The sequence below is a fragment of the Xanthomonas arboricola pv. juglandis genome (assembly GCF_001013475.1).
Lineage (GTDB): Bacteria > Pseudomonadota > Gammaproteobacteria > Xanthomonadales > Xanthomonadaceae > Xanthomonas > Xanthomonas arboricola.
The window spans coordinates 128,311-150,185 of the sequence record NZ_JZEF01000004.1 but is presented as its reverse complement, the minus strand read 5'-3'; the positions used below and the strand labels follow the sequence as shown (position 1 = coordinate 150,185).

Genomic DNA, 21,875 nt, shown 5'->3' with positions numbered 1-21,875 from the left:
TGAGCGAGCCCTCGGTAGCGACTTGATTTAGGGAGTTCGAGCGCAGCAAAAACCACGCAGGCTAGGGATGCCTAGTTCGCAATTCGGACATCGGGGTTCGCGTCAGGTCCAGGATCATCTGGGTAAAGGCGGTCGTCTCGCGATGCAGCCTGTCGTAGTCGACCTTGTCGGCCGTGGTGACGGTGGGGCCCCAATCGAGAAGGTAGTAGGGCCCGGTGATGTAGTTGACGGTGGGGATCCTGGCCTGGCCCCAGAAGTACTGTCCCTCGCCCGGCCACACCGGATCGATTCCTGTGCCGCGCGCGCGTGGCGTCAGGGGTGCCAGCACGGCACCCGGTGCCGCATCGGCGGCGGCGAACCACTTTTTTCCGAAAGCGAGCAATGCAGGGATCTCGGGCATGAAGAGAATGCCGAGCTCGTCCTGCCCGGTGGGCGCGAGCACGCCTTCGGCGTCGGGCAGCCATTCGCGCGCGCCCATATGCTCGATGGTGACGACGGCGCCGATGCGATCGAGCCACCCGTCGTTGGCGTGCTGGCGCAGAAATCCTTCAATGCCGACCCCGGCCGCCATGTGCCCGGAGGAAAGCATGATCAGCACGCCGCGTGGCAGGGCCGCACGCGGCAGCCGGGTCAGATACTGCGCGACGTCGACGATCGCATTGGGACCGTTGTCCTCGATGCCGTTGGTCCCGTCTGTATGGCTGTTGAGAGCGATCAGCTCGGGCGATGCGCCGGGGATAACGCCCACCAGGTTGCGGGTCTGGACCCTGCTCACCTCTGCCGGCAGGGTCAGGCGCACCTGCCCACGCCGGGCGACCAGCGCCTTGAGTGGCGCCGCGTCGGCCGTCCCGACATAGAGCCCGGGGAGGTGGCGGATGATGCGATCGTACGGTCGATAGTTGTTCGGCCGGTCGGTCACCACGATCATGCCCGCCGCGCCCACTTTCTCCAGCCCTTCCTGCAGCTCGCTGACCTTCTCCAGGTACATGAAAGGACGTCGGTAACGCGCCAGCAACTTCATCTGGCGGCGGGGATCGTAGCTGTGCTGTGCGACCAGCTTGATCATTCCCTTGGTCAGAAGGCCCGAAGACGGCATCTCCACCATCACGATCTTGCCGACAAGATCACGGCCCGGCCTGGCGCCCCAGCGCAGCCGGACGACGGGCGCGGTAATTCCTTCCGCCGGCGTGTCCCCCGAGTAGGGAAGGTAGGACGCCGCTGGGAGCGGTGTGAGCCGGGTCCCCTCGACCGCGGCCAAGGACCAGGCCTCGGTGGTCCAGCGCTCCAGGGTGACGCTTTCGTAATGCAGGTCCTGTACGCCGGCCAATTTTAGGCGTGCGTACAGCTCATCGACATAGGCCTCATGCGCTGGGCTGCCGGTCGCCCTCAGGCCGCGCCGGTCCAAGTCCTCCTGCCACGCCCGTGCCTGCTCGGTGGCCACGAACTGATCGGGCCGGATGGTGACCGCGTCGGCGGCCGACAGGCGCTGGGTCGGCCAGGCTACCGGCGCCTTCGCCAAGGCCGCGCCGGCGAGCGGCGCATTGGCCAGGGCGCAGAGAGCCGCCACGCAGTGCAATCGAGGGCGAAGCAAACGAAGAGCTGAGGCAACGGTCATGGGGAGCTCAGCGAGGCGTCACGGGTCATGGGGGCGGCGGAGGGAGTGCCGAATGCGGGCGCGCGGGCATCGATCCACGACAGGATGAATTCCCGCGTGCGATCCCGATCGGTGTCGTCCAGCAAGGCGTGTCGTCCTCCCGACACCGACAGCAGTGTCTTGTCGGAGGAGGCTACGAGCGCGATCAGGTCGCTGCTGCCGGCAGGGTCGGTGCTGGTATCGGCAGTGCCGTGGACCGCGAGCAGCGGCGTGCGTAACGCGGGGTAGGCCGGCCAGTTGCGACGCGACTGGCGAAGGCCTCCGGCGGCGGTCAGGAGGCGCAGCGGTCCCGGATAGAACACCTTGTCGGCGCGCAGCGTGCGGGCCGCCGACGCATCCGCGACCAGTTCGCCGACATCGGCCGAAGGACCCGGCACGGCGGCGGACGGAAACAGCGCCGCCCCTGTGAACGCAACCCATCTGATAGGCGCGGGAGTGTCGTACTTGATCGCGGGTGCCAGTAGCACGAGCCCTGCGAGGTCCTGCGGGTCGCGCAGCGCGCTGGATACCGCCACCAGCCCGCCGAGTGAGTGGCCGAGCAGGAACACCGGCAGTGGCTGTTGGCGCAGGGCCTGCCGGGCCGCCAGATTGTCCTGAATCGCCTGCTCCACATCGACCACGCCGCGCCTTCCGGGGGAATAGCCGTTTCCCCGCATGTCGAACGCGTACACGCTTATGCCCTGCGCCAATAGGTGGGGAATGAGCCGGTGGTTTCCGCTCACGTAGCGTAGCGCGTAATCGCCGTATCCCGGCTGGATCAGGATGGCCGCACGCGCGTGGGGAGCGCGCCAGACGTAGCCGGCGACCGCTCTACCGCCCAGGCTCCAAGGCTCGCAGGGGATGCGCGCGCCCCCCGGCAGGGCCGCCAACGCCTGAGCGCTGGCGCAGATAGTTGCGATGGTCAGTTGTGGCACGGATTGTCCACGCGCCGGTATGACACCGAGGCAGAGCTGCGTGCCGCAGGCGAGCGTCTGGGCCTGTTGCGCGAGTCCACGCGCTGCGACGCGGTCAAGCAGGCCGCAGGTCGACGAGTGCCGTGCCACGCAGCAGACCGCACTCACTCTCCCGAACTCGCGATGATGGCATTTATGTATGCCGTATAGACCGACTCGGCGTGTTCCGCATACGTGGAACGCTGCAGGCTGAAACCACTCAGCAGTGCCCAGAACCCGATGACGATCTGGCGCGGCGGCATGGAAGGGACAAGACCGAAGCCGACGAAGACACGCTCCACCACCCGCGCGAAAGCGTCAATGAACCTTGCCTTGTGACGCCCGTAAGGCTCACCAAAGGACGGATCGCGGTTTGCGTGCAATTGCAGCTCCAGCAACATCATGCCCTCCGTGGAATCTTGGTGCATCTCCACCAGCCAGGTCACGATGCCGCGCAGCGCACTGGCCATGTCGGGGGTGTCAGGCACCACGAAACGATCGAACTGCTCGACCAGGCGCTGCATCTCCGTCTCCATCAGCGCCATCAACAGCGCATCCTTGGACGCGAAGTTCGAGTAGAACGCGCCTTGGCTGAATCCGGCGCCTTCAGCAACGTCTCGCACGGAGATACCAGCCAGCCCGCGCCTTGCTATGAGCGAGCGAGCGGACGCGAGCAGCTGTTCGTGTGTCCTTTCCTGGTTCGCCTGCCGCGAAAGGCGTGCACGCGGCGAAGTTATCGATACCTCATCAGCCCCACGCCTTGTCATAGTCTACTCGCATAGCAGATGCAATCTGGATATCATACGATACTTGAAAAGCGAAAAAAAGGTCGAGGGGGTGGTTGATTCGTCCACCGCGCGGACCCGCTGCTGCGCGCCTGATCTGGTTCCGCCAGTTGAGCGTTGCAACCGTGTCCTCCGTGCGTGGCCGGCGGCGCGGACCGTCGCTCACGCGCCAGGGCCGACTTCCCGGCCACCGACTGGACTGACATTGTTCGGGCAACAGGGCAATCCTCCTAAAGTTCTAAATCGAAACGCCGATATGCAGACGAGCCTTCTTCCGTCTTGCGCTGGTCTCCGGCAATAGACGACCTAAACCCTTTTCCTTTAATAAGGCACTTTCATGTTGGATCTCATACAGCGCTATAACGTGGGGCGGCGTCTCGGCATCGCATTCTCGTTAATGATTGTCCTGACGGTCGCACTAGTAAGCATCGGCGTCGCCAGCATGAGTCTGGCCCGATCCGAACTCGATAACATCGCCAGGGACAACATGCAGAAAATCAGGCTCGCACAAGAAATGATGGATGCGAGTTCCATATTTTCCGGAGAGCTTCGCAATCTGGTGCTTTCCACCGATAGCAGCCAAAAGGCAGGTTTTGAAAGAATAATCAGTGAGCAGCGTCTGCGCTATGATCGAAGCCGGAAGCGGCTGTACGGCCTCAAGTCAGACGCCAACGGGAGAAATCTACAAAGAAAAATTGATGTCCGTCGTGAAGCGTCCAGGGGCGTAAACGATCAGATCATTTCTTTGGCTGCCGCGGGCCAGGCACAGGAGGCCTTGAAGGTTCTTCTGCAGGAGTCGGCACCTGCCACACAAGCATGGAAAGACTCAATTCGCGGCTATGAAGAATTCCAAAACCTGCGCACGCAAAATGCCTACGAGGTGGCGGCCAGGCAGCTCGAGCATGGTCGAAATTTCCTGATCGCCGGCGGCTTCGCAGCTATCCTTCTGAGTGGTCTTCTAGCTTGGTTTATTACTAACAGCCTCACCATCCCCTTGAGATTCGCCAATAAAGTGGCCGATGACATCGCGATGGGGAAGCTGGACAACGATATTTCCTCCCAGGGTAAGGACGAGCCTGGACGACTGCTCTTGAGCATGCAGAAGATGCAAATGCAGTTGAAAGAGGTGCTCGCTGCACAAGCGGAAATGGCATCCCGCCATGAGCAGGGGCAGATCAGCTACCGTATGGATGCCGACTCGTTCCCAGGCGAATATGGCCACATGGTTCGGGACAGCAATCAGCTGGCCGCTTCTCACATCGCCGTCAAGATGCGCCTTGTGGAGGTCGTGGGGCGCTATGCGGTAGGCGATTTGCAGGACAATATGGATCGCTTAGTGGGCGAGAAGGCCGTACTGACCCAGACCATGGACACCGCCAAGCTCAACTTGATGTCGATGAATCACGAGATCAACCGCCTGACCGCGGCCGCTGCAAGCGGAAACTATAAGGAGCGCGGAGATGAAGACCGCTTCCAGTACGATTTCCGTACAATGGTCGTTAATCTAAATCGGCTGATGTCCACCGCTGATAGCGGCTTGCAGGCACTGTCGAATCAATTTAGCGCTCTTGCCGGGGGCGACCTGGATGCACGCGTCGATGGCGCCTTTCAGGGCGTTTTCGCAGACATGCGAGACGATGCCAATGCTACGGCCGTGCAGTTGTCTGGCATCGTAAGCCAAATCAAGTATGCAGCCGAAAGCATAACGATGGCCGCCGATGAAATTGTCACAGGCAACCAGAACCTGTCACAGCGTACCGAACAGCAGGCGGCCAATCTCGAAGAGGTCGCAGCTTCCATGGAGGAACTTACTTCAACTGTGAAGCAAAATGCCGAACACGTTCGGCTGGCCAACGGGCTAGCCATTGGGGCCGCATCAGTTGCCTCGGAAGGCGGACGCATCGTCAGCCTCGTCGTCGATAAGATGGATGGGATCGAGAAATCAGCCAAGCGGATCGCAGACATCATCGGCGTGATAGACGGAATCGCCTTCCAGACCAACATTCTGGCACTCAACGCTGCAGTAGAGGCGGCGCGGGCAGGCGAGCAGGGCCGAGGATTTGCCGTCGTGGCTTCGGAAGTGCGGACCCTCGCCCAGCGCGCGTCAGCGGCTGCGAAGGAAATCAAGGATCTGATCGACGACTCCGTTCAACGCGTTACCGACGGCTCCCTGTTGGTGCACGATGCGGGCAAAACAATGACAGAGATCGTCGCCGGTGTGCAGCACGTCACTAGGCTGATGGGAGAGATATCGGCAGCCTCTGAGGAACAGTCATTAGGGATCGCGCAGGTCAATCAGACCATCACCCAGATGGACGAAGTCACTCAACAAAATGCTGCACTCGTAGAAGAAGCCACGTCGGCAGCGCATGCCATGGAAGATCAGGCCCGTCGGCTGAGCGAGGCGGTGTCTGCCTTTACGCTCAACGATGGTGTCTTGCCCGGCGGGCAAGAAGGGGCTGCAGTTGGTTCGGATGCACGTCGGCGAAGCGGACTGCAGGGAGAACGGGCAGGCATCGCCGATCTATCGACTGTCTGAAAGGGCCTCTATCGATTACCTAGATGCCAGGCGTTGTTTTCCGGCGAAGCAGGCCGGCAACCGCAGGTTCGTCGTTGACAGGCGGTTGCTGCTGGCCTCGGACACTCCGATCGACACCACCGGATACGCATCCTCTTTGCTTCCGGCTACTCACGTGACATCAGCGCTGGCGAGATATCAAAAAGTAGTCTCGCTATCTTGGTGAAGCCTTTTACTCGTAGCGATCTAGAACGCGCGGTGCGCCTCAGCCCCGACGCCCTCGAGGTCCTTAACATTCAACCACTTGATTGGAGGAGCATGGGCTTACTGCGGTGCTAACGTACTGATGTAAGTGCTGCACCATGGTCTAAGCAGGAAATATCAGATCTGGGCCACCTACTTGCCATTTAAATAGATGTGCCAGAGCCTCGGCTGATGACATTGTCAGCCAACCCCTAGGATCACCATCAATACAAAGCGGCCTAACAAAAGGATCTAACTTCGATAATGCAGTCAGTAGCGAAAATTCACATGTAATAACTCCATTTACCATCCGGTCAGAGACTATCACGGGGCAAAATCTTGGTCTACCGATTAGAGTATGCCACTGACCGACAAAGACCTCGCCTGATACAACAAAAAAAGAAGAAAATCCTGATACTTCAATAAAGCATCTCTTCTTAGTCCATAGCGCGCGATCATTAGGATTCAAATCCTCTAGCATTTGATCATAGATGAAAGATGACCGCCGAATTCTCTTACGCCCGAACTTTGCACGAAACGACGCGGTCAGCAATCCATCCGCTTTATATATATCTACATAGCGATGCTCCACCACTGGAGCGTAAGGCTGTGTTTTTTCAACAAATTGTAGGACTTTTATCAAAAATCCCCCAATACATCCATTCAATGGTGGGTGATGTCTAATTCGGAAAAACCACATCCGGTTTTTAGCAGACAACGAGCTCAAGAGCCAGCACGGCATATGGATCGAGTCCGGGACCGTCGCCCACTTCCGCAATCTTCGCGTGACGCCTGCCCAGGGTCCGAGATAAACCCCATAGGCCAGGGTGATACACCGCGGCCGTGCCCGCCGCGAGCACACGCAGACAGAGAACTTCCGCTTCGACGGGGTCGCCGGACATTGTCGACACCGTGCCTGGCCTACCGAAAAGCGCCCCCCTCACTTCGCATCGAAGGAGCCGCCCCATGAACGATCAATTCCCGCTCTGCCTCGCCCTCGCGCTCGCGGCGGCGGTGAGCCAGGCCCCGGCCCAGGAACGTCCATGCAGAACGAACTGGAACTCCTGCGTACGTTCCGTAGCGCCGCCGAGTCCACCAGCTTCCGGGAAGCAGCGATAAGGCTGGGCTCCTCGCCGCAGGGCGTGACCCGGGCCATCCGGGTGCTGGAGAGGCACTACGGCGAGATGCTGTTCCACCGCAGTACACGCCAAGTGCGGATCACCGCGTTCGGCGAAGCGCTGCTGAAGCGGATCCGGCCGACTCTCGATCAGTTCGAGGAGCTCTGGCAGCCAACCTGCCCCGAACGCGACGAAGCAGTCACCGGCATCGTCCGGGTCAGCGCACCGCACAGCCTAGGCACGCGGACGGTGCTGCCGGCGCTGCAGCGCGTCGCTCGGCGCCACCCCGCCATCACCCTGGATGTGCGGCTTTCGGACCGAATCAGCGATGCGGTCGACGAGGGCATCGATGTAGGTGTGCGGGTCGGCTTCATGCACGGCAGCCGCTTTGTCGCGCGCCAGGCCGCTAACATGTCGCTGTACACGGTGGCGGCACCGGAGCTGATCGCGCGCCTCGGCGAACCGGCCGATATCGATGCGCTGGGCGCGTTGCCCATCACCGCCTCACTGGACATCAACACCGGGCGTCCGTGGCCTTGGTACTTCAAGGCTGGGCGGCAATGGAGCCCGACCTCCCCGACCTTCATTGCCGATGACGCGGATATGGAAATGGGCGCCGTGCTAGCCGGCATCGCCTTTGGCCAGCTCGCCGATTACATGGCCGTCCCCTACATCGCCGAGGGCCGGCTGGTACGGGTCTTGCGAGACGTGGAGCCGGCCGCCTGGGGGTTGTATGTCTACCGCCCCCAGCGTGGGCCGGTGCCGGCGCGGATCCGCGCAGTGTTCGACGAGCTGCATGCTGCGGTTGCCACACTGCCGTCGCTGGAAAAGCGTGAACCTCCCCCTACGGCGGACACCGGCACCTAGATGTCCGACTGCGTCAACGGACCCGCCGCGCCCACAGCGGTCGGCATAGCAGCGGGACGCGGTGGCGTGTAACGCCGGTTAGCGGAACAGCGCAACGCCGATGAACCGCATGTGGTGAAGGATCTCGCGCAGGATCAACAGCCTTGCCGCGAAATCGGCGTCGTGTGGCAGGCCCTGCTGGCGGGCGGTACTGCCGTAGCTGACGGCGGCCAGGCGTGCGAACAACCCTTCCACGGCCTGCAGATCCAGTTCGATCCGGCCCGCCTCCGCCCGGAACCCGGACGCCAGCACCACCTCAACAAGCGCTTCATCGGCATATAACAGGTGGCCGGTCAGGGCCGGCAGCCCCCAGTCCTTCAAGATCTCGTCCTCGACGGTGGCGATCGCCACTTCCAGTGCCGCCGCGTTCGGAAACGTTCCGTTGAAGCAGCCATCGACCAAAGTCTGGACACCAACCTGTAGCAATCTGCCCTCGACACGCCCCCGGCAGCCGACCAGCAATTCGCTGGTTGCCGCTCCGATCCGTAGCAGCACCGCACCCTCGTCCGGGCCGGCATCTTCCAGTGCCTTCACCAGGGCGGGGTCGACATCGGCGATGTGGTGGCGGGTGGCCATGGTCAAAGGTCTACGATCCGGATGTCGCAAAGAATGTACACGGACGCGTAGCCGCCGTGATCGAGGTCGCCGCCGCGCCTCATGCCTCGGCGTTCGGCTTTCCATGGATGGTTTGCCGGTAGATCAGCAGCACCAGCAGAGCCGCACCGGCGATGGCAACCAGCCGGACGTACTCCGGAGCGCCACTGCAGCGCGTGCTGTGCCACGCGACGACGATCAGTCGGCGGAAATGGACGCGCTGAAAACCGTGCTGACGCAGTTCCTTTCCAGCTGTCGCCACCCGGTGCCCGTGGGACTTGCCAGGGGGATGCCCGGCGCTTGATGCAACGGGCGCCCCAATGCCGAGCCCCGCACCGTTGCGGGGCCGTAACCGATCAGCCGGGCTCGCCGCCGAACAGCTTGCCCTCGCCCGCCCAGTCGGACGGCTTGACGTCTTCGAAGATCACGTAGATGTACTTCGGATCGGTACCGGTGTGCTTGACGATGCTTTCTGTGACATCGGCGGCCACAGCGGCCTTGGCCTTGTGGTCCTTGCCTTCAAACCAGGTGATACGTGCGACGGGCATGACATGACTCCTTTTGACTGGGTGGAAGGACCTGCAGATGGCGCACCCAGTTGGCGCCCGGCTGCACTCTGTCGGCCGGACGCACCACAGCGGCGCGTCCGGCCAGGGATGTCAGCGATCCAGGAATGCACTCAGATCCTGAGTGAACTTGATGGGATTCTTGAACATCAAGAAGTGATCGCCCTGCTCTTCCTTGGTATAGACGAACAACTCCGAACCCGGGATGACACCATGCATCCAGCGCTGGCTCGGCAGATTGTTGCTGTATTCGCCTGAAAAGATTGCCACCGGCACATCGATCTTGTGCTGGATCACGTCACGCCAGTCGTTGGTGACGTGGTCGAACAGCACCTTGCTGATCGCCTGTGGATCATTTTTGATGAAAGCAGCGGAGAACCCCTCGGAATTGACGTAATAAGGCGAATCCTTGGCCATCGCGCGCTCCCAGGGGCGCAGGTCGGTGACCAGACTGTTGAGCGGAGCACCGGTGGTGAAGCCCGCCACCATGCGCTCCGGGTCGGTAGTGGTGCCACCGGCCTCAAGGCGCTGCTGTTCGGACCAATCGGCATGCGAATAGATTGAAATCGGCTCGTCGACGAACACGGCCTTGCGGATGCTGCCGGTACCGAACAGGTCGATGTAGCTCCACAGCACAGAAGCGCCCATCGACCAGCCGGCGTAATCTGCTTTCTTCAAATGAAGGTGGTCGGACAACTCCTTGAGGTCCATCGCGAAACGGGAGATCCGGCCGCCGTATTCCGCCCGTTGCGAAAGCCCCTGGTTGCGAGGATCGATCACGTAGACATGGTAATGCTTGCTTAGCAGGTACATTACGTTGATGTACTCGGCACCATTCGCAGACCAACCGGGAATGAATACCAGCGGCTTGCCGCTGCCCGCCTCCCAATAATTGATTCTGACGCCATCGGATGTTGTGAAGTCGTTGATCTGCAGGCCGGGGAAATCGGACAGCTTGTGCGGCACGCCGTCGAGCTGGTTCGGGAACGTGTAGTCCTTGCCGAGGACCTGCAATGCCGGCGCGGCGGGCGCGCTGCCGCATGCAAAGGCGAGCACTGCCGCGCAGACACCAGCGAGTAGCGGTCGATTCATGGTGGTGATACCTCTATGCGAGTTGATGAATAAGATCGAGGAATTGGCAAGGCGCTGGTCCACACCGGGGCGGAGCCCGTCCCGCCATCCAGAACATGTCCAAGCTGGATGTTCAGCAACCCTATCGACTCCAGCAGCCGGCTGTTGCGCAGCCCGCCGGCGTTGACAGGGACAAATCCCAGCAGCGACGCCAGGTGCTGAACCTCCGCCCTGGCGCCGGGATTGTCGGCGGCGACGAAGACCTGCAGCTTCCTGCTACTGCGCGCCGGTACAGGAACCAACTGCGCGCCTATCGTGTTGAAGGCCTTGACCACGGAGGCCCGTGGCTTGGCCGCCTGCAACGCCTCGGCCGCCGAGTCGGTCAAGCCGATCAGCAGATCCTGGCTGTCGGAGCTGATCGGGTTGCAGAGATCAACGAGAACCTTGCCGGCCAAGTTGCCGAGGTTGGCAAGCGCCGCGATGGTCGCCGGATACGGCAGCGCGAGCAGCACCAGATCGGCAATTTTCACCGCTGCGGCGATGCCCCCCCCCTCGCTCTCACGACCGATCTGCCTGGCGAGCGCTGCAGCCATTTCTGGCTGGTGGTCACCAATGACCACCTCCAATCCGGCGTCGGCCATGACATGGGCGTAGGCGGTTCCGATGCTGCCGGTTCCGATGACGGCGTACTTCATACGGCCTCCGACAAATGTGGAGCGCTATCGTGACCCTGACCGACAACGCGATAAATGACTAAGATGCACCATCATTTGAAACTTTTTTTTTCCAATGGATCGCCTGACCAGTCTTGCTGTCTTCGTCAAAGCCGTGGACTTGGGCTCGTTCAGCGCAGCCGGTGCGTCCCTGCAGATGTCGTCGCAACTGGTAGGCAAGCATGTGCAGGGGCTGGAATCGCGCCTGGGCGTGCGCCTGCTGTCGCGGACGACCCGTCGTCAAAGCCTCACCGACTTTGGCCGCACGTTCTACGAACGCGCGCGCATCATCCTTGCCGAGGTGGATGCCGCCGAAAATCTGGCCGCAGAGACCCGGGCGCTGCCGATCGGCAAGCTGCGCATCAATGCACCGGTCAGTTTCGGCATGCGTACGCTGGCGACTCGCCTACCCGATTACATGAAGATGCACCCGCAGGTCGAGGTGGACCTGACGCTCAGCAACCGTGCGGTCGACCTGATCGACGAGGGATACGACGCCGTGTTCCGGGTCGGCACCCTGTCCGACAGCGGCTTGATCGCCCGGCAACTGGCGCCTTATCGGCTAGTGCTATGCGCGTCGCCGGGTTACCTGGCGTCACATGCGCCATTGGTAACGCCGTGGGATCTGCAACAGCACGATTGCCTCGGCTTTTCGCATACCGAGCTGCGTACCCATTGGGCCTTCGACGGTCCTGATGGTCACGTCAGTATTCCTATTGCCGGCCGCCTCATGGTCGACCATGGCGAACCGTTACTGTGCGCAGCGCTGGCAGAGCTGGGCGTCCTGCTGCAGCCGTTGGAGCTGGTGCGCGAGGCGCTGGCGGACGGTCGGCTCATCGAACTGCTGCCTGATTACAGGGTCCCTACGCGGCCCCTCCACGTGCTCTATGCGCCTGATAGGCGCATCACACCGAAGCTGCGCAGCTTCCTGGACTTCGCAGTAGAGGCTTTCGGCTGAGCGCGCACGCTTTTGCGCCCTTTATTGCAGTCGTTTCGTTTCAAGTCATGGGTTGGCTCTGCTGTTTATCTTCAGGCCACCGGGTCATACCGTACCTGCACAGTTTGATTAAAGCAGGGATCTGCCGTGAAAATTTTTAACTCGCTGGCGATGCTCGGCGCCGTCAGCATGGTTATCGCACCGTCGGCCATGGCGGAAAACGCCAAACCCCAGTCGGAGCAGCTCATCCAATCGGATAAGGGCATCACCGGCGCGCCTTATGCCAGCTATCCACAAGGGCGCCCGCAACTGACCGTATTGCGGATCAAGTTCCCCGCGCATGCCACCTTGCCCTGGCATACGCACGTGGTGCCGAATGCCGCCTACGTGGTCTCTGGACACATGCTGATCGAGGATCAGGCCACGGGCAAGAAGTACCGGATCAATGCAGGCCAAGCGTTCCCCGAAGCCGTTGGTGTCGTCCATCGAGGACTGACCGAGGAAGCGCCCGCCGAGGTCATCGTGACCTATGCGGGAACGAAGGACACGCCGCTGTCGATCCCGGTCGAAGGCGGGGAGCCCGAATTCTCCAAGTAGGCGCGCCTGGCCGCTCTATCCCTTTATGTTGCCTTCGCTCTGCCAGTGACCATGCGTGCCTGGCACGGCCCTCAGCTGGATCCATCGACGTGAAAGACCAAATCACCTGCGTATTCGAACTCAACATCCTCCCTGGCAAGCTGGAAGGCTTCAAGGACATCGTCAGCAGAGCCGTCGCCGCCACCCAGGCCGACCCGGGGACGCTCTTGTACGAGTACAGCTTCAGCGACGATGGAACGGTGGCCCATATCGTCGAGCGTTACCATGCCGCAGCCGTGGTGCCCCACGTCGACATCACCTTCGCACCATTTGCGCAGCCGTTCGTCGAGCACGTGCAATTCGCCCGTCTGACCGTCTACGGTGAGCCCGACGCCGAGATCCGCAAGCGGCTGGATGCCTTCGGGGCCGTCTACATGAAACCGTTCGCAGGCTTTGATCGATTCGATTGACGGCACAGTCGCAACTCGTCCGCTCCCGGGAAGGTTAGCCGCTATCAGCGACGCGCCCTGCTAGCCGGAGTTCGCCTCGGACTCCCCACTTTCCCGGCTGCCTGCGCCGGTGCGCAGGAAAGCCGCCCCTCCGCCGCGATATGCCCCCCCTGATCAAGCAACTGCGGTAACGCCACAGTTGTCTCAGGACGTGAATGCACTACCAAGGACGGGCACTGCCACGTCGCAACAAACGTCGCGTCGAGCCGCCTGCGCCCCCTTTTTCGGTGAGGACATTGCCCTTGCAATCGCAGTTTCCTCAAGCTCCCACTTCCAATACAAACGGCGATTCCGCCGTCCCTAGCCACGGTAAATATGCGGCAATCATCTCCGCACTTGCCGTCGGCGGCTTCGTGATCGGCATCAGCGAGTTCACCATCATGGGGCTGATGCCGAATGTCGCGCGCGAGTTCGGCATCGCCGAGCAGACGGTCGGCCACCTGATCAGCATCTATGCCCTCGGCGTCGTCGTCGGTGCGCCGACGCTTGCGCTGATCGCAGGCCGGGTCAGTCGCAAGACGATGCTGATCGTGCTCATGGCCGCCTATGCGGCGGCCAATCTGCTCAGCGGCCTCTCGCCCAGCTATCGCTGGATGATGCTCTTCCGCTTCGTCTCCGGACTTCCGCACGGCGCCTTCTTCGGCCTGGCGGCGCTGGTGGCAGCCTCCGTCAGCCGTCCCCAGCAGCGCGGTGCCGCCGTGGCACGCGTGATGCTGGGCATCACCCTGGCGCTGCTCGTCGGCAACCCGCTGGCGGTGGCCATCGGCCAGGCGCTGAGTTGGCGCTATGCGTTCTACATGGTCGCTGGCGGCGCGCTCATCACGATTGCGCTGCTGGCCTGGGCGCTCCCGCGCGACGGCCAGGAGCGGCCGCAGGCCGGTGCCCTGGCGGAAATGCGCGACTTCAACAGGCCCGCGGTGTGGCTGACCCTGTGCATCGGTGCGGTGGGATTCGCCGGATGTTCTGCGTCTTTGGCTATATGGCGCCGACGATGCTCCAAGTCACCGGGGTTTCCGGGCATTGGATCCCGTTCGGCATCGCCGCCTTCGGTGCCGGCTCGATGATCGGCGCACAGCTTGGCGGCTGGATGTTCGACAGACACGGCAGCCGCGCGGTGACGATGAGCCTGATAGGCGCGATCGCGGCCATGCTGATCTATGCCCTGGCAGTCAGGTCCCCGCTTTCGGTCATCCCCGGAATCGTGCGGGTGGGCACGATGGGGACCCTGGTCCCGATCCTGCAGATCCATCTGCTCGACGTCGCGCGCGGCGCGCAGGGACTGGCATCGGCCGCCAACCAGGCCGCCTTCAACGTCGCCAACGCACTAGGCCCCTGGTGCGGAGGGCTGGCGGTCTCGGCCGGGCTGGGCTGGGCCTCGACCGGCTTGGTGGGGGCCACCCTGGCGCTGGTCGCACTGCTCCTCTGGTCCCTGGCCCCGGCCCGACTCAAGCGGGCCCAATGAGGCCCGGGCGGTTCGGCCACCTGGGCGGGCCCCTCTCCATCGCGACGGAACGTCCACCGGTCGACCGGCGGCAAGCCGGCCCGCCCGGCCGATGCTTCCAGACAGCCACCAGAGACCATGGCGCAAACCGCTCGAAGATACGCCGCACGCGCTGACGCCGGCGATTGAAACGCTAGCAGTCCCTGCAGATCCAATGCATTCTGTGGATGAACAGGAAGCCCGAGTGCGGGTCGGCACACAATCGCCGGCCATGGACCATGCTTTCACTCCAAGGATCAGCCGGATCATCACCGTATCGGCCTCGGTACCCCGACTCTGCTCGGAAATGGCCTATGCATCTTCGGTCATTGCGGAATTCTCATGTCTCCAGCGCGGAATCATGGCGGGGGCCAGCCGCAGCTAGTCCTCGATGAAGTCACAGCGTCACTCAACTCTGCTTCCATTGCGGAGGCGAGGGACCGCACGATCAATGCGTCCAAGGCGGCGCGCGTAATGCGTCGACCAGAAAATCTACCAGCCGTCGCACCTTCAACGGCAATTGCTTGCGCGTGGGGTAGACGGCAAAAATGCCCAGTTCCGCCGCGCGGAACTCGGGCATCAACTCGACCAACGCACCACTGTCTAGGTCTGCATACACCAGGAAGTCCGGCTGCAGGATGATCCCCTGATGCGCCAAGGCCGCCGCCAGGCAGGTATCGCCGTTGTTGGCGTGGATACGCGAATGCGTGCGCACTGTCTCCTCGCCCTGGGGCCCCTGAAAGCTCCAGATGTCGCCGGACGACCAGTACGTATAGGAAATCACATCGTGCCGGGTGAGCTCGTGCGGATGCTGCGGCGTGCCTCGCTCGGCGAGATAATCCGGCGAAGCACACAGCACCATACGCGTTCGAGCAAGGCGCCTGCTGACTAGGCTTGAGTCGGACAATCGCGCAATGCGCACCGCAAGGTCATAGCCTTCCTCGACAAGATCTATCACGCGGTCGGACAACACGATATCCAGCGTTACCTGCGGATTGCGTGCGGCGAATCGGCCCCATAGCGCGGCCAGATGTAGCGCTCCGAAGGTCTGCGGCGCGCCGATCCGCAACCGACCCTGCGCCTGCAGCGCACTGGCCCCCACCTCGGCCTCGGCTTCCTGGACAGCAAGCAGGATGTCCTTGCAACGTTGGTAGTAGGCCTGGCCTTCCCCCGTCAGCGACAGGCGGCGCGTCGTCCGCTGCAGCAGGCGCGTGCCTAGATGCCCTTCCAATTCATTGACGTGACGGGACACCGCCGGCTTGGACAGCCCTACCACCTCCATAGCCCGCACGAAGCTACCGGCCTCTACCACTGCGGTGAAGGTTTTCATGGCTTGCAGCAGATCCATAGTCTCTTTATTCGGAACAATTTATCTATCGGATAGTAATTTATCTCATTCGATGCCGCCAATATAGTTCGTCTCAAGCCGATACCGCTGTCGGCTGCTGGGGACCAAGCAATCCCGAGCACTCTGTTTCTCTCTCGACAGGACGATCACTATGAACATCACTCTCATCGGTGCCGGCAATATGGGCGCAGGCTTCGTCAAGCAGCTCACCGCCGCAGGCCATCAGGTCCGTATCGCCGCACGCGACCTGAGCAAGGCTCAGGCATTGGCCGCCCTCCACCCCGGCGCAACCGCGTTCGCACCCGCCGACGCACTGGGCGACTCGCAGGTCGTCATCGTCGCCACCGGCTACGCCGATGCCGTCCCGGCGCTGCAAGCGCTTGGATCGCTGGAAGGCCGCGTCGTGATCGACATTACCAACCCGTTGACGGCCGACTACATGGGCCTGACCCTGGGCTACGACAGCTCGGCTGCCGAAGAAATTGCCAAGGCGCTGCCGGATGCCCACGTGGTCAAGGCGTTCAATACCGTGCTTGCCCAGGTACTGGCCGAAGGCCCGGTCTTCGCAGCGGGGCAGACCGTGCCGGTTTTCTATGCCGGTGACGATGAGCGCGCAAAGCAGACCGTGCGGGCACTCGCCGAAAGCATCGGCTTCCAGCCGGTCGACGCTGGCGGGCTGAAGAACGCGCGGTACCTGGAACCGCTGGCCGGGCTGAATATCTACTTCGCCTATGGCGCTGGTCGGGGCACGCAGATCGCGCCCACCTGGATCCATCGCAACTGATTCGGAACGACCTTCACTCTGGAGAAGACCATGAACGAACCGACACAGACCACCGTTCAGCAGCGTCCCGCCGACATCGTGAGCCCCATCAGCGACCAAGTGCTGCCGCTCAGGACAAGTGCGGCCGATGCCCTCAAGGCCGGACGCGCCGTCTACGAAAAGCCCGCGCCGGACAACAGCATCATGCTGTTCATCGATCACCAGATCGGCCTCATGGCCAGCGTCCGCGACTTTGCGCAAGCGTCCGGCTACAAGGCCAATGTGCTGGCGCTGGCGCAGATGGCCAGGGCGTTGAAGATCCCAACGCTGCTGTCTTCGTCCAATGCCCAGTGGCAGAACGGCGATCTGCTGCCGGAGCTGAAGGAGCTCTTCCACGACCAGCCGATCTATCGCCGCACAGGAATCATCAACGCCTACGAGGACCCGACCTTCCGTGCTGCGCTGGAGGACCTGGTTGCCCGGACCGGGCGCCGCCACATCATCATCTCGGGAGTGACGCTCGGAACCTGCGTGACCTTGCCGACCCTGTCGATGGTCAACGACGGCTATGTGGTGCATCCGGTGGTCGATGCCTCCGGGGCCTGGAGCAAGTATGAAGCCGAGGCCGCGATGCAGCGGATGACGGCCGCAGGCGCGCAGCTCAATACCGTCTACGCCCTGGGCGCCGAACTGCAAGCCGACTGGAAGCTGCCCTCGGGCAACGACATGCTGCCGCCGTTCATCAACGGACTGCCGGAGTACGGCTGGATTGTCCAGCAGTTCTGGAACAACGCCGATCCGGCGAAGCGTCCTGTGCCCGATCCATTCGGCATGGTCAAGTAAGGCAATGCGTCCGCGCCGCCCCGGCGCGGACCTTCACCACCGCTTTTGGCGAAGGCATGAACTGCTCTGAACTTCGCCAGCACTCCATATCTCAAGGACACTGAAATGAACGCCTCCCTTTCGCTATTGGGCCGCATCGGCCTCTCGCTGCTCTTCGTAATATCCGGCTGGGGAAAGATCACCGGCTACGCTAGTACCCAGCAGTACATGGAAGCCATGGGCGTGCCGGGCACGCTGCTGCCGCTGGTCATCCTGCTGGAGCTTGGTGGCGGCCTCGCCATCGCCGCAGGCCTGTTCACGCGCTGGGTCGCCATCGCCCTGGCGGTCTTCTCGGTGGCGACCGCAGCGGTCTTCCATGCCGACTTCGGCGATGCGATGCAGGCCATCAGCTTCTGGAAGAACATCGCGATGGCCGGCGGCTTCCTGCTGCTGGCCGCCAATGGCGCAGGCGAGTTCAGCATCGACGGCATGAGAAGCCGCCGCAACGGTCAGACGTCGTAAAACGCTCGATCCGGAATACCCCCTCATGCAACGTGTGGGCGCCGCAGGCGCCCGCCAATTTTGGAGCATCTTCATGACACGAGCTCCCTCGCTCTTCATCTCCCACGGCTCACCGATGTTCGCCATCGAACCGGGCGTGCTCGGCCCCAATCTCCAGCAGCTCGGCACATCGCTGCGCGATCTGTCCGCGATCGTGGTGGTGTCCCCACATTGGCAGACCTTCGGCATCCGTGTCGCAGGAGGTGCCAGGCCGGCGACCATCCACGACTTCGGCGGATTCCCGGCGCCCCTCTATGCGCTCAAGTACGAGCCGCCCGGCGCGCCGGATCTTGCCGCGGACATTATCGACCTACTCATCCAGGCAGGCCTGCCGGCAACGATCGACTCGCAGCGCGGCCTGGACCACGGCGCCTGGGTACCGCTGCGCTACTTGAAGCCTAAGGCGGATGTGCCCGTTCTGCAAATCTCATTGCCCCGCCACATGGACGTCGAGGGCGCATTACGGTTGGGCCAAGCCCTGGCACCTTTACGCGACAGGGGTGTAATGATCGTTGGCTCCGGCAGTCTCACCCATAACCTTTACGAGTTTCGCAGCGACGTGCGGGATCCCGAATACGCCCAGGAATTTGCGGACTGGATCGCAACGGCCATCGATCGAGGCGACGAGGCGGCACTGGTGCATTACCGCGCACAGGCACCACACGCAGCGCGTGCCCATCCCACCCAGGAGCACTACCTGCCGCTGTTGGTGGCGGTCGGTGCAAGCGTCCCCAATGAATCCCGCAGCCTGATCCGGGGCGGAATGACCTATGGCGTCCTGTCGATGGATTCCTTCGGATTCGGGCTTCACACCGACGCAATGGAGGATGCCGCATGAGCAACATCACCTGGTCCGATCTGCGTACTGATTTGGCGCTGCCGTTCCGAGCCAGCGTCGTAAAAAACGCGCCTGCCAAGCGCCTGCTGATCCTGGCCCATGGCGTGGGCGGCAACGAAACCAACCTGGCGCCGCTTGGCGCGCCGCTGGCCACTGATACGCTCGTCATCCTGGCCCGTGGCCCCCTGACCTTGGGTACGAACCAATACGGCTGGTTCCAAGTATCGTTCGGGCCGCAGGGACCGCGCCCGGATCTGGAGGCAGCCGAAGCGAGCCGCCAACTGCTGGCGACCTTTATCGCGCAGGTGCAAGAGATATATGCAATGGCACCGGCGCAGACGGTGGTAGCCGGCTTCAGCCAAGGCGGCATCATGAGCGCCAGCGTTGGCCTAACTGAGCCGGGGTTGCTTCGGGGCTTCGGCGTCCTGTCTGGCCGTATTCTCCCCGAAATCAGGCCCCGAATCGTTGATCGCAACGCGCTGTCGGCCGTCCAGGCATTCATCGGGCATGGCCGCGACGATACCAAACTGGGCGTGGACTGGGCTTACAAGGCCGACGTTCTGCTCAACGAGGTCGGAGTGGCACATGAGATCTGCCTGTATGCAGGGGACCATGGCATCCCTGCTTCCATGCAGCGCGATTTCCTTAACTGGGTGGACCGCATCCTCGTGTAACGTAACGTCTGTTTTTCTGTGCGGTAAGCATGTGTCTCATCGAGTCGCAGCGAACAAATCCGACCTCGCTTCGCGAAACAAGAAAACCTAAATTTGGACATGCGTTAATGAATCGGTACGCACAAACGTAAAATTTAAAATGCATTAAAAAATTATTAATAAATTCCCTGCATGCTTGCAAAGAAGGTCGCCACCAAAATGAATGCGTATTGCATGAACCTCCTCCTGATTGAAGATGATGAAATGCTGGGAGAGTCTATTTGCGATGCTGCGCGCCAGAGCGGATGGAACATTGATCATGTCGTCAACGCACAGTCAGCACGCAGTGCATTGGTGGATCACAACTATGCAGCTGTTCTCTTGGACATCGGCCTGCCAGGCGACTCTGGTCTATCTGTACTGCGTGCTATGCGGGGGCGTTATGACACCACGCCTGTACTTATCCTCACCGCACGCGGTCAGCTAAGCGAGCGGATCGTTGGTCTAGACGCCGGCGCCGACGACTACTTGGTCAAACCGTTCCAGTTTGATGAACTTTGGGCGCGCGTGCGCTCGGTCATTCGTCGTAGTCAAGGGCGTGTCGTCCCTATATTCACTCACGGCGACATCTGCATTGATCGCAGCAAACGCGTCGTCACCAAGGCTAACGCCGAAGTGGTTCTAAGCGCTCACGAGTACCGCACCTTGCTTGCTCTGGTCGAGCGACCTGGACATGTTCTCACCCGCGATCAACTTCACGATGTCGTCTATGGAACATCGAGCAATGTCGAGAGCAATACCATCGCCGTTTTCATTCATCAGCTAAGACGTAAGCTTGGAGAGAGTCTGATCCGCACCGTCCACGGCCTTGGCTACGTCATCGGGCAGCCGAGCGCTTGAAGTCGCGCTCTTTCAACGCACAGCTTATTCTCGTGATTGTCGCGGTTATCGCGCTGTGCTGGACGATAGTGCTCGGAGTCGTGCTCACGCAGCTCTCACTTAACCGTACCAGCACGTGGGATGAGAAGCTCCGTGCAATTGCCACCCAACTTTTGGTGACAATTCCCGCAGACAGTAATTTCAACGGAAGAGGTAGGCCAGGCCTCAAATTGAAAGAAATTGCCGGTACCGAACACGAACAGTTGGTGTTTCAAATTTGGATTGATCGTAATCGAATGGTCGCCAACACGCCCGGTTCCCCAGAGTTGCCGCTTAAACCCGACTTCTCTGATGGTGCGGCCTCTACCCGCGTCGAGAACCACGAATGGCGCGTGTATTCCGCATCCGATAGCACCGGACGCGTGACTGTACAGGTGGGGAATCTACAGAGCATCGTAGATGCGGACATGCGCCATGAAGCAGCTCACGCATTAGCCCTCGCAACGGTCCTGCTTGTAATAGCGGGTGTCGTCATGTGGTTCGTGAGCCAGTCAGCGCTCAGACCCGTACGAGCGCTAGGCGCTGCGATGCGTCATCGTCGTCGCTTCGATTTCACCGCCTTACCGCTAGATCGATTGCCAAGGGAACTGCATCCATTGGTCGATTCTTTTAATCATGTGCTCGAGCAACTCGACGAGGCTATCGAAGGGGAACGGCGCTTCATTGGAGATGCGGCTCATGAGCTTCGCACGCCGCTGTCAGCCTTGCAGGCCCAGGCAGAGATTGCGCTGCGAGCCACCGACCCTCAACACAAGGATGCAGCACTAAGAAAACTGCTGATAGTTGCCAGCCGTAGCACTCGACTGAGCGAGCAGCTGCTCGATCTTGCAAGCATCAACGCGGGTGCCAACGCTCCCAAACACCTTCCGGCGGATCTGGATAAGCTAGTACACCACGTTGCTCGAGAGTTCGAGATCTATGCGAGCCAGAATCGGCGCTCGCTGTTCCTCGCTGTTGAACCCTGCAGAATTTCCTGCGACATCGATGAAATCGGGATATTGCTACGTAATCTGATGCACAACGCCATGCGCTACACCAGCGAAGGCGGCAATGTGCTCGTGCGCTGCGGCAACCAAGCGCCGGATGGTCGCGACCCGGAGCACTCGATGGTCTATCTGGAAGTTGCAGATGACGGCCCGGGCGTTCCACCCGAGCAACACGAGGCCATCTTCGAACGCTTCTACCGGGTCGCGGGTACACCTGTGCGGGGTAGCGGTATCGGCCTATCACTCGTGGCAGGTATTGCAGAGTCTCACAACGCTGTAATCCGCACCGGCACCGGCCTGGAAGACCGGGGGCTCACGGTGCGTGTCATTTTCCCGAGCATCGTCTAGGTTCCGGGCTCAGCT

General features: G+C 61.6%; 22 protein-coding genes and 1 pseudogene. 13 read left to right on the top strand and 10 right to left on the bottom strand.

Annotated features, from left to right (window positions below; translation table 11 throughout):
• Positions 1 to 61: 61 nt before the first annotated feature.
• The 3 genes from XARJCFBP2528_RS15615 to XARJCFBP2528_RS15605 form a co-directional block, all read right to left on the bottom strand.
• Positions 62 to 1,615, bottom strand: coding sequence for a zinc-binding metallopeptidase family protein (locus XARJCFBP2528_RS15615; RefSeq protein ID WP_049805017.1), 1,554 nt, complete (start codon positions 1,613 to 1,615; stop codon positions 62 to 64).
• The gene (locus tag XARJCFBP2528_RS22710; protein WP_157789056.1) at positions 1,612 to 2,568 is read right to left on the bottom strand and encodes an alpha/beta fold hydrolase; all 957 of its coding nucleotides are present in this window, start codon (positions 2,566 to 2,568) and stop codon (positions 1,612 to 1,614) included. The genes XARJCFBP2528_RS15615 and XARJCFBP2528_RS22710 overlap by 4 nt, the downstream gene beginning before the upstream one ends.
• 143 nt (positions 2,569 to 2,711) lie before the next feature.
• The gene (locus XARJCFBP2528_RS15605; protein ID WP_016901146.1) at positions 2,712 to 3,353 is read right to left on the bottom strand and encodes a TetR/AcrR family transcriptional regulator; all 642 of its coding nucleotides are present in this window, start codon (positions 3,351 to 3,353) and stop codon (positions 2,712 to 2,714) included.
• A 355-nt stretch (positions 3,354 to 3,708) separates the two neighbouring features.
• Here XARJCFBP2528_RS15605 and XARJCFBP2528_RS24295 point away from each other — a divergent pair, with 355 nt between their 5' ends.
• Positions 3,709 to 5,910, top strand: a complete 2,202-nt coding sequence (locus XARJCFBP2528_RS24295; RefSeq protein WP_016901147.1) for a methyl-accepting chemotaxis protein — start codon at positions 3,709 to 3,711, stop codon at positions 5,908 to 5,910.
• 346 nt (positions 5,911 to 6,256) lie between these two features.
• On the opposite strand, the gene XARJCFBP2528_RS23520 is transcribed toward XARJCFBP2528_RS24295, so the two are convergent.
• Positions 6,257 to 6,859, bottom strand: coding sequence for a hypothetical protein (locus tag XARJCFBP2528_RS23520; RefSeq protein WP_146011241.1), 603 nt, complete (start codon positions 6,857 to 6,859; stop codon positions 6,257 to 6,259).
• 316 nt (positions 6,860 to 7,175) lie between these two features.
• On the opposite strand from XARJCFBP2528_RS23520, the gene XARJCFBP2528_RS15595 reads away from it, so the two are divergent.
• The gene (locus XARJCFBP2528_RS15595; protein WP_026064046.1) at positions 7,176 to 8,117 is read left to right on the top strand and encodes a LysR family transcriptional regulator; all 942 of its coding nucleotides are present in this window, start codon (positions 7,176 to 7,178) and stop codon (positions 8,115 to 8,117) included.
• 78 nt (positions 8,118 to 8,195) lie between these two features.
• Here XARJCFBP2528_RS15595 and XARJCFBP2528_RS21700 read toward each other — a convergent pair whose 3' ends face one another.
• From XARJCFBP2528_RS21700 to XARJCFBP2528_RS15570, 5 genes are all read right to left on the bottom strand, one after another.
• On the bottom strand, positions 8,196 to 8,738 hold the full coding sequence (locus XARJCFBP2528_RS21700; RefSeq protein WP_146011240.1) for a hypothetical protein: 543 nt from the start codon (positions 8,736 to 8,738) through the stop codon (positions 8,196 to 8,198).
• A 73-nt stretch (positions 8,739 to 8,811) separates the two neighbouring features.
• A complete protein-coding gene (locus XARJCFBP2528_RS23515; RefSeq protein WP_016901153.1) occupies positions 8,812 to 9,012 on the bottom strand; it encodes a hypothetical protein in 201 nt (66 codons plus the stop codon).
• Positions 9,013 to 9,106: 94 nt separating this feature from the next.
• Complete coding sequence (locus XARJCFBP2528_RS15580; RefSeq protein ID WP_016901156.1) at positions 9,107 to 9,298, bottom strand: tautomerase family protein; 192 nt, start codon at positions 9,296 to 9,298, stop codon at positions 9,107 to 9,109.
• Between the two features lie 111 nt (positions 9,299 to 9,409).
• Positions 9,410 to 10,408: an alpha/beta fold hydrolase gene (locus XARJCFBP2528_RS15575; RefSeq protein ID WP_026064047.1), complete on the bottom strand. Its 999-nt coding sequence runs from the start codon at positions 10,406 to 10,408 to the stop codon at positions 9,410 to 9,412.
• Entirely contained in the window at positions 10,405 to 11,082 is a 678-nt protein-coding gene (locus XARJCFBP2528_RS15570; protein ID WP_016901160.1) for an NADPH-dependent F420 reductase, read from the bottom strand. Before XARJCFBP2528_RS15570 ends, XARJCFBP2528_RS15575 begins: the two co-directional genes overlap by 4 nt.
• Before the next feature lie 94 nt (positions 11,083 to 11,176).
• Between XARJCFBP2528_RS15570 and XARJCFBP2528_RS15565 the strand changes: the two genes are divergently transcribed.
• From XARJCFBP2528_RS15565 to XARJCFBP2528_RS15550, 4 genes and pseudogenes are all read left to right on the top strand, one after another.
• Complete coding sequence (locus XARJCFBP2528_RS15565) at positions 11,177 to 12,058, top strand: LysR family transcriptional regulator (protein ID WP_016901161.1); 882 nt, start codon at positions 11,177 to 11,179, stop codon at positions 12,056 to 12,058.
• A gap of 126 nt (positions 12,059 to 12,184) precedes the next feature.
• Positions 12,185 to 12,634: a cupin domain-containing protein gene (locus tag XARJCFBP2528_RS15560; RefSeq protein WP_026064048.1), complete on the top strand. Its 450-nt coding sequence runs from the start codon at positions 12,185 to 12,187 to the stop codon at positions 12,632 to 12,634.
• A gap of 89 nt (positions 12,635 to 12,723) precedes the next feature.
• Positions 12,724 to 13,083 carry a putative quinol monooxygenase gene (locus tag XARJCFBP2528_RS15555; protein WP_016901165.1) on the top strand — a complete coding sequence of 120 codons (360 nt, stop codon included), beginning with the start codon at positions 12,724 to 12,726 and terminating at the stop codon, positions 13,081 to 13,083.
• A gap of 281 nt (positions 13,084 to 13,364) precedes the next feature.
• Positions 13,365 to 14,584: pseudogene (locus tag XARJCFBP2528_RS15550) on the top strand (MFS transporter).
• A 466-nt stretch (positions 14,585 to 15,050) separates the two neighbouring features.
• On the opposite strand, the gene XARJCFBP2528_RS15545 reads toward XARJCFBP2528_RS15550, so the two are convergent.
• The gene (locus XARJCFBP2528_RS15545) at positions 15,051 to 15,950 is read right to left on the bottom strand and encodes a LysR family transcriptional regulator (protein WP_016901172.1); all 900 of its coding nucleotides are present in this window, start codon (positions 15,948 to 15,950) and stop codon (positions 15,051 to 15,053) included.
• Positions 15,951 to 16,101: 151 nt separating this feature from the next.
• On the opposite strand from XARJCFBP2528_RS15545, the gene XARJCFBP2528_RS15540 reads away from it, so the two are divergent.
• From XARJCFBP2528_RS15540 to XARJCFBP2528_RS15510, 7 genes are all read left to right on the top strand, one after another.
• Positions 16,102 to 16,734, top strand: coding sequence for an NADPH-dependent F420 reductase (locus XARJCFBP2528_RS15540; RefSeq protein WP_016901174.1), 633 nt, complete (start codon positions 16,102 to 16,104; stop codon positions 16,732 to 16,734).
• Positions 16,735 to 16,764: 30 nt separating this feature from the next.
• On the top strand, positions 16,765 to 17,556 hold the full coding sequence (locus tag XARJCFBP2528_RS15535; protein WP_016901177.1) for an isochorismatase family protein: 792 nt from the start codon (positions 16,765 to 16,767) through the stop codon (positions 17,554 to 17,556).
• Positions 17,557 to 17,661: 105 nt separating this feature from the next.
• Positions 17,662 to 18,057 carry a DoxX family protein gene (locus tag XARJCFBP2528_RS15530; protein ID WP_026064050.1) on the top strand — a complete coding sequence of 132 codons (396 nt, stop codon included), beginning with the start codon at positions 17,662 to 17,664 and terminating at the stop codon, positions 18,055 to 18,057.
• 73 nt (positions 18,058 to 18,130) lie between these two features.
• A complete protein-coding gene (locus XARJCFBP2528_RS15525; protein ID WP_026064051.1) occupies positions 18,131 to 18,934 on the top strand; it encodes a dioxygenase family protein in 804 nt (267 codons plus the stop codon).
• A complete protein-coding gene (locus XARJCFBP2528_RS15520; RefSeq protein ID WP_016901196.1) occupies positions 18,931 to 19,608 on the top strand; it encodes an alpha/beta hydrolase in 678 nt (225 codons plus the stop codon). Before XARJCFBP2528_RS15525 ends, XARJCFBP2528_RS15520 begins: the two co-directional genes overlap by 4 nt.
• Positions 19,609 to 19,821: 213 nt before the next feature.
• On the top strand, positions 19,822 to 20,487 hold the full coding sequence (locus XARJCFBP2528_RS15515) for a response regulator transcription factor (protein WP_026064052.1): 666 nt from the start codon (positions 19,822 to 19,824) through the stop codon (positions 20,485 to 20,487).
• Positions 20,484 to 21,860: a sensor histidine kinase gene (locus tag XARJCFBP2528_RS15510; protein ID WP_016901206.1), complete on the top strand. Its 1,377-nt coding sequence runs from the start codon at positions 20,484 to 20,486 to the stop codon at positions 21,858 to 21,860. Before XARJCFBP2528_RS15515 ends, XARJCFBP2528_RS15510 begins: the two co-directional genes overlap by 4 nt.
• Positions 21,861 to 21,875: the final 15 nt, after the last annotated feature.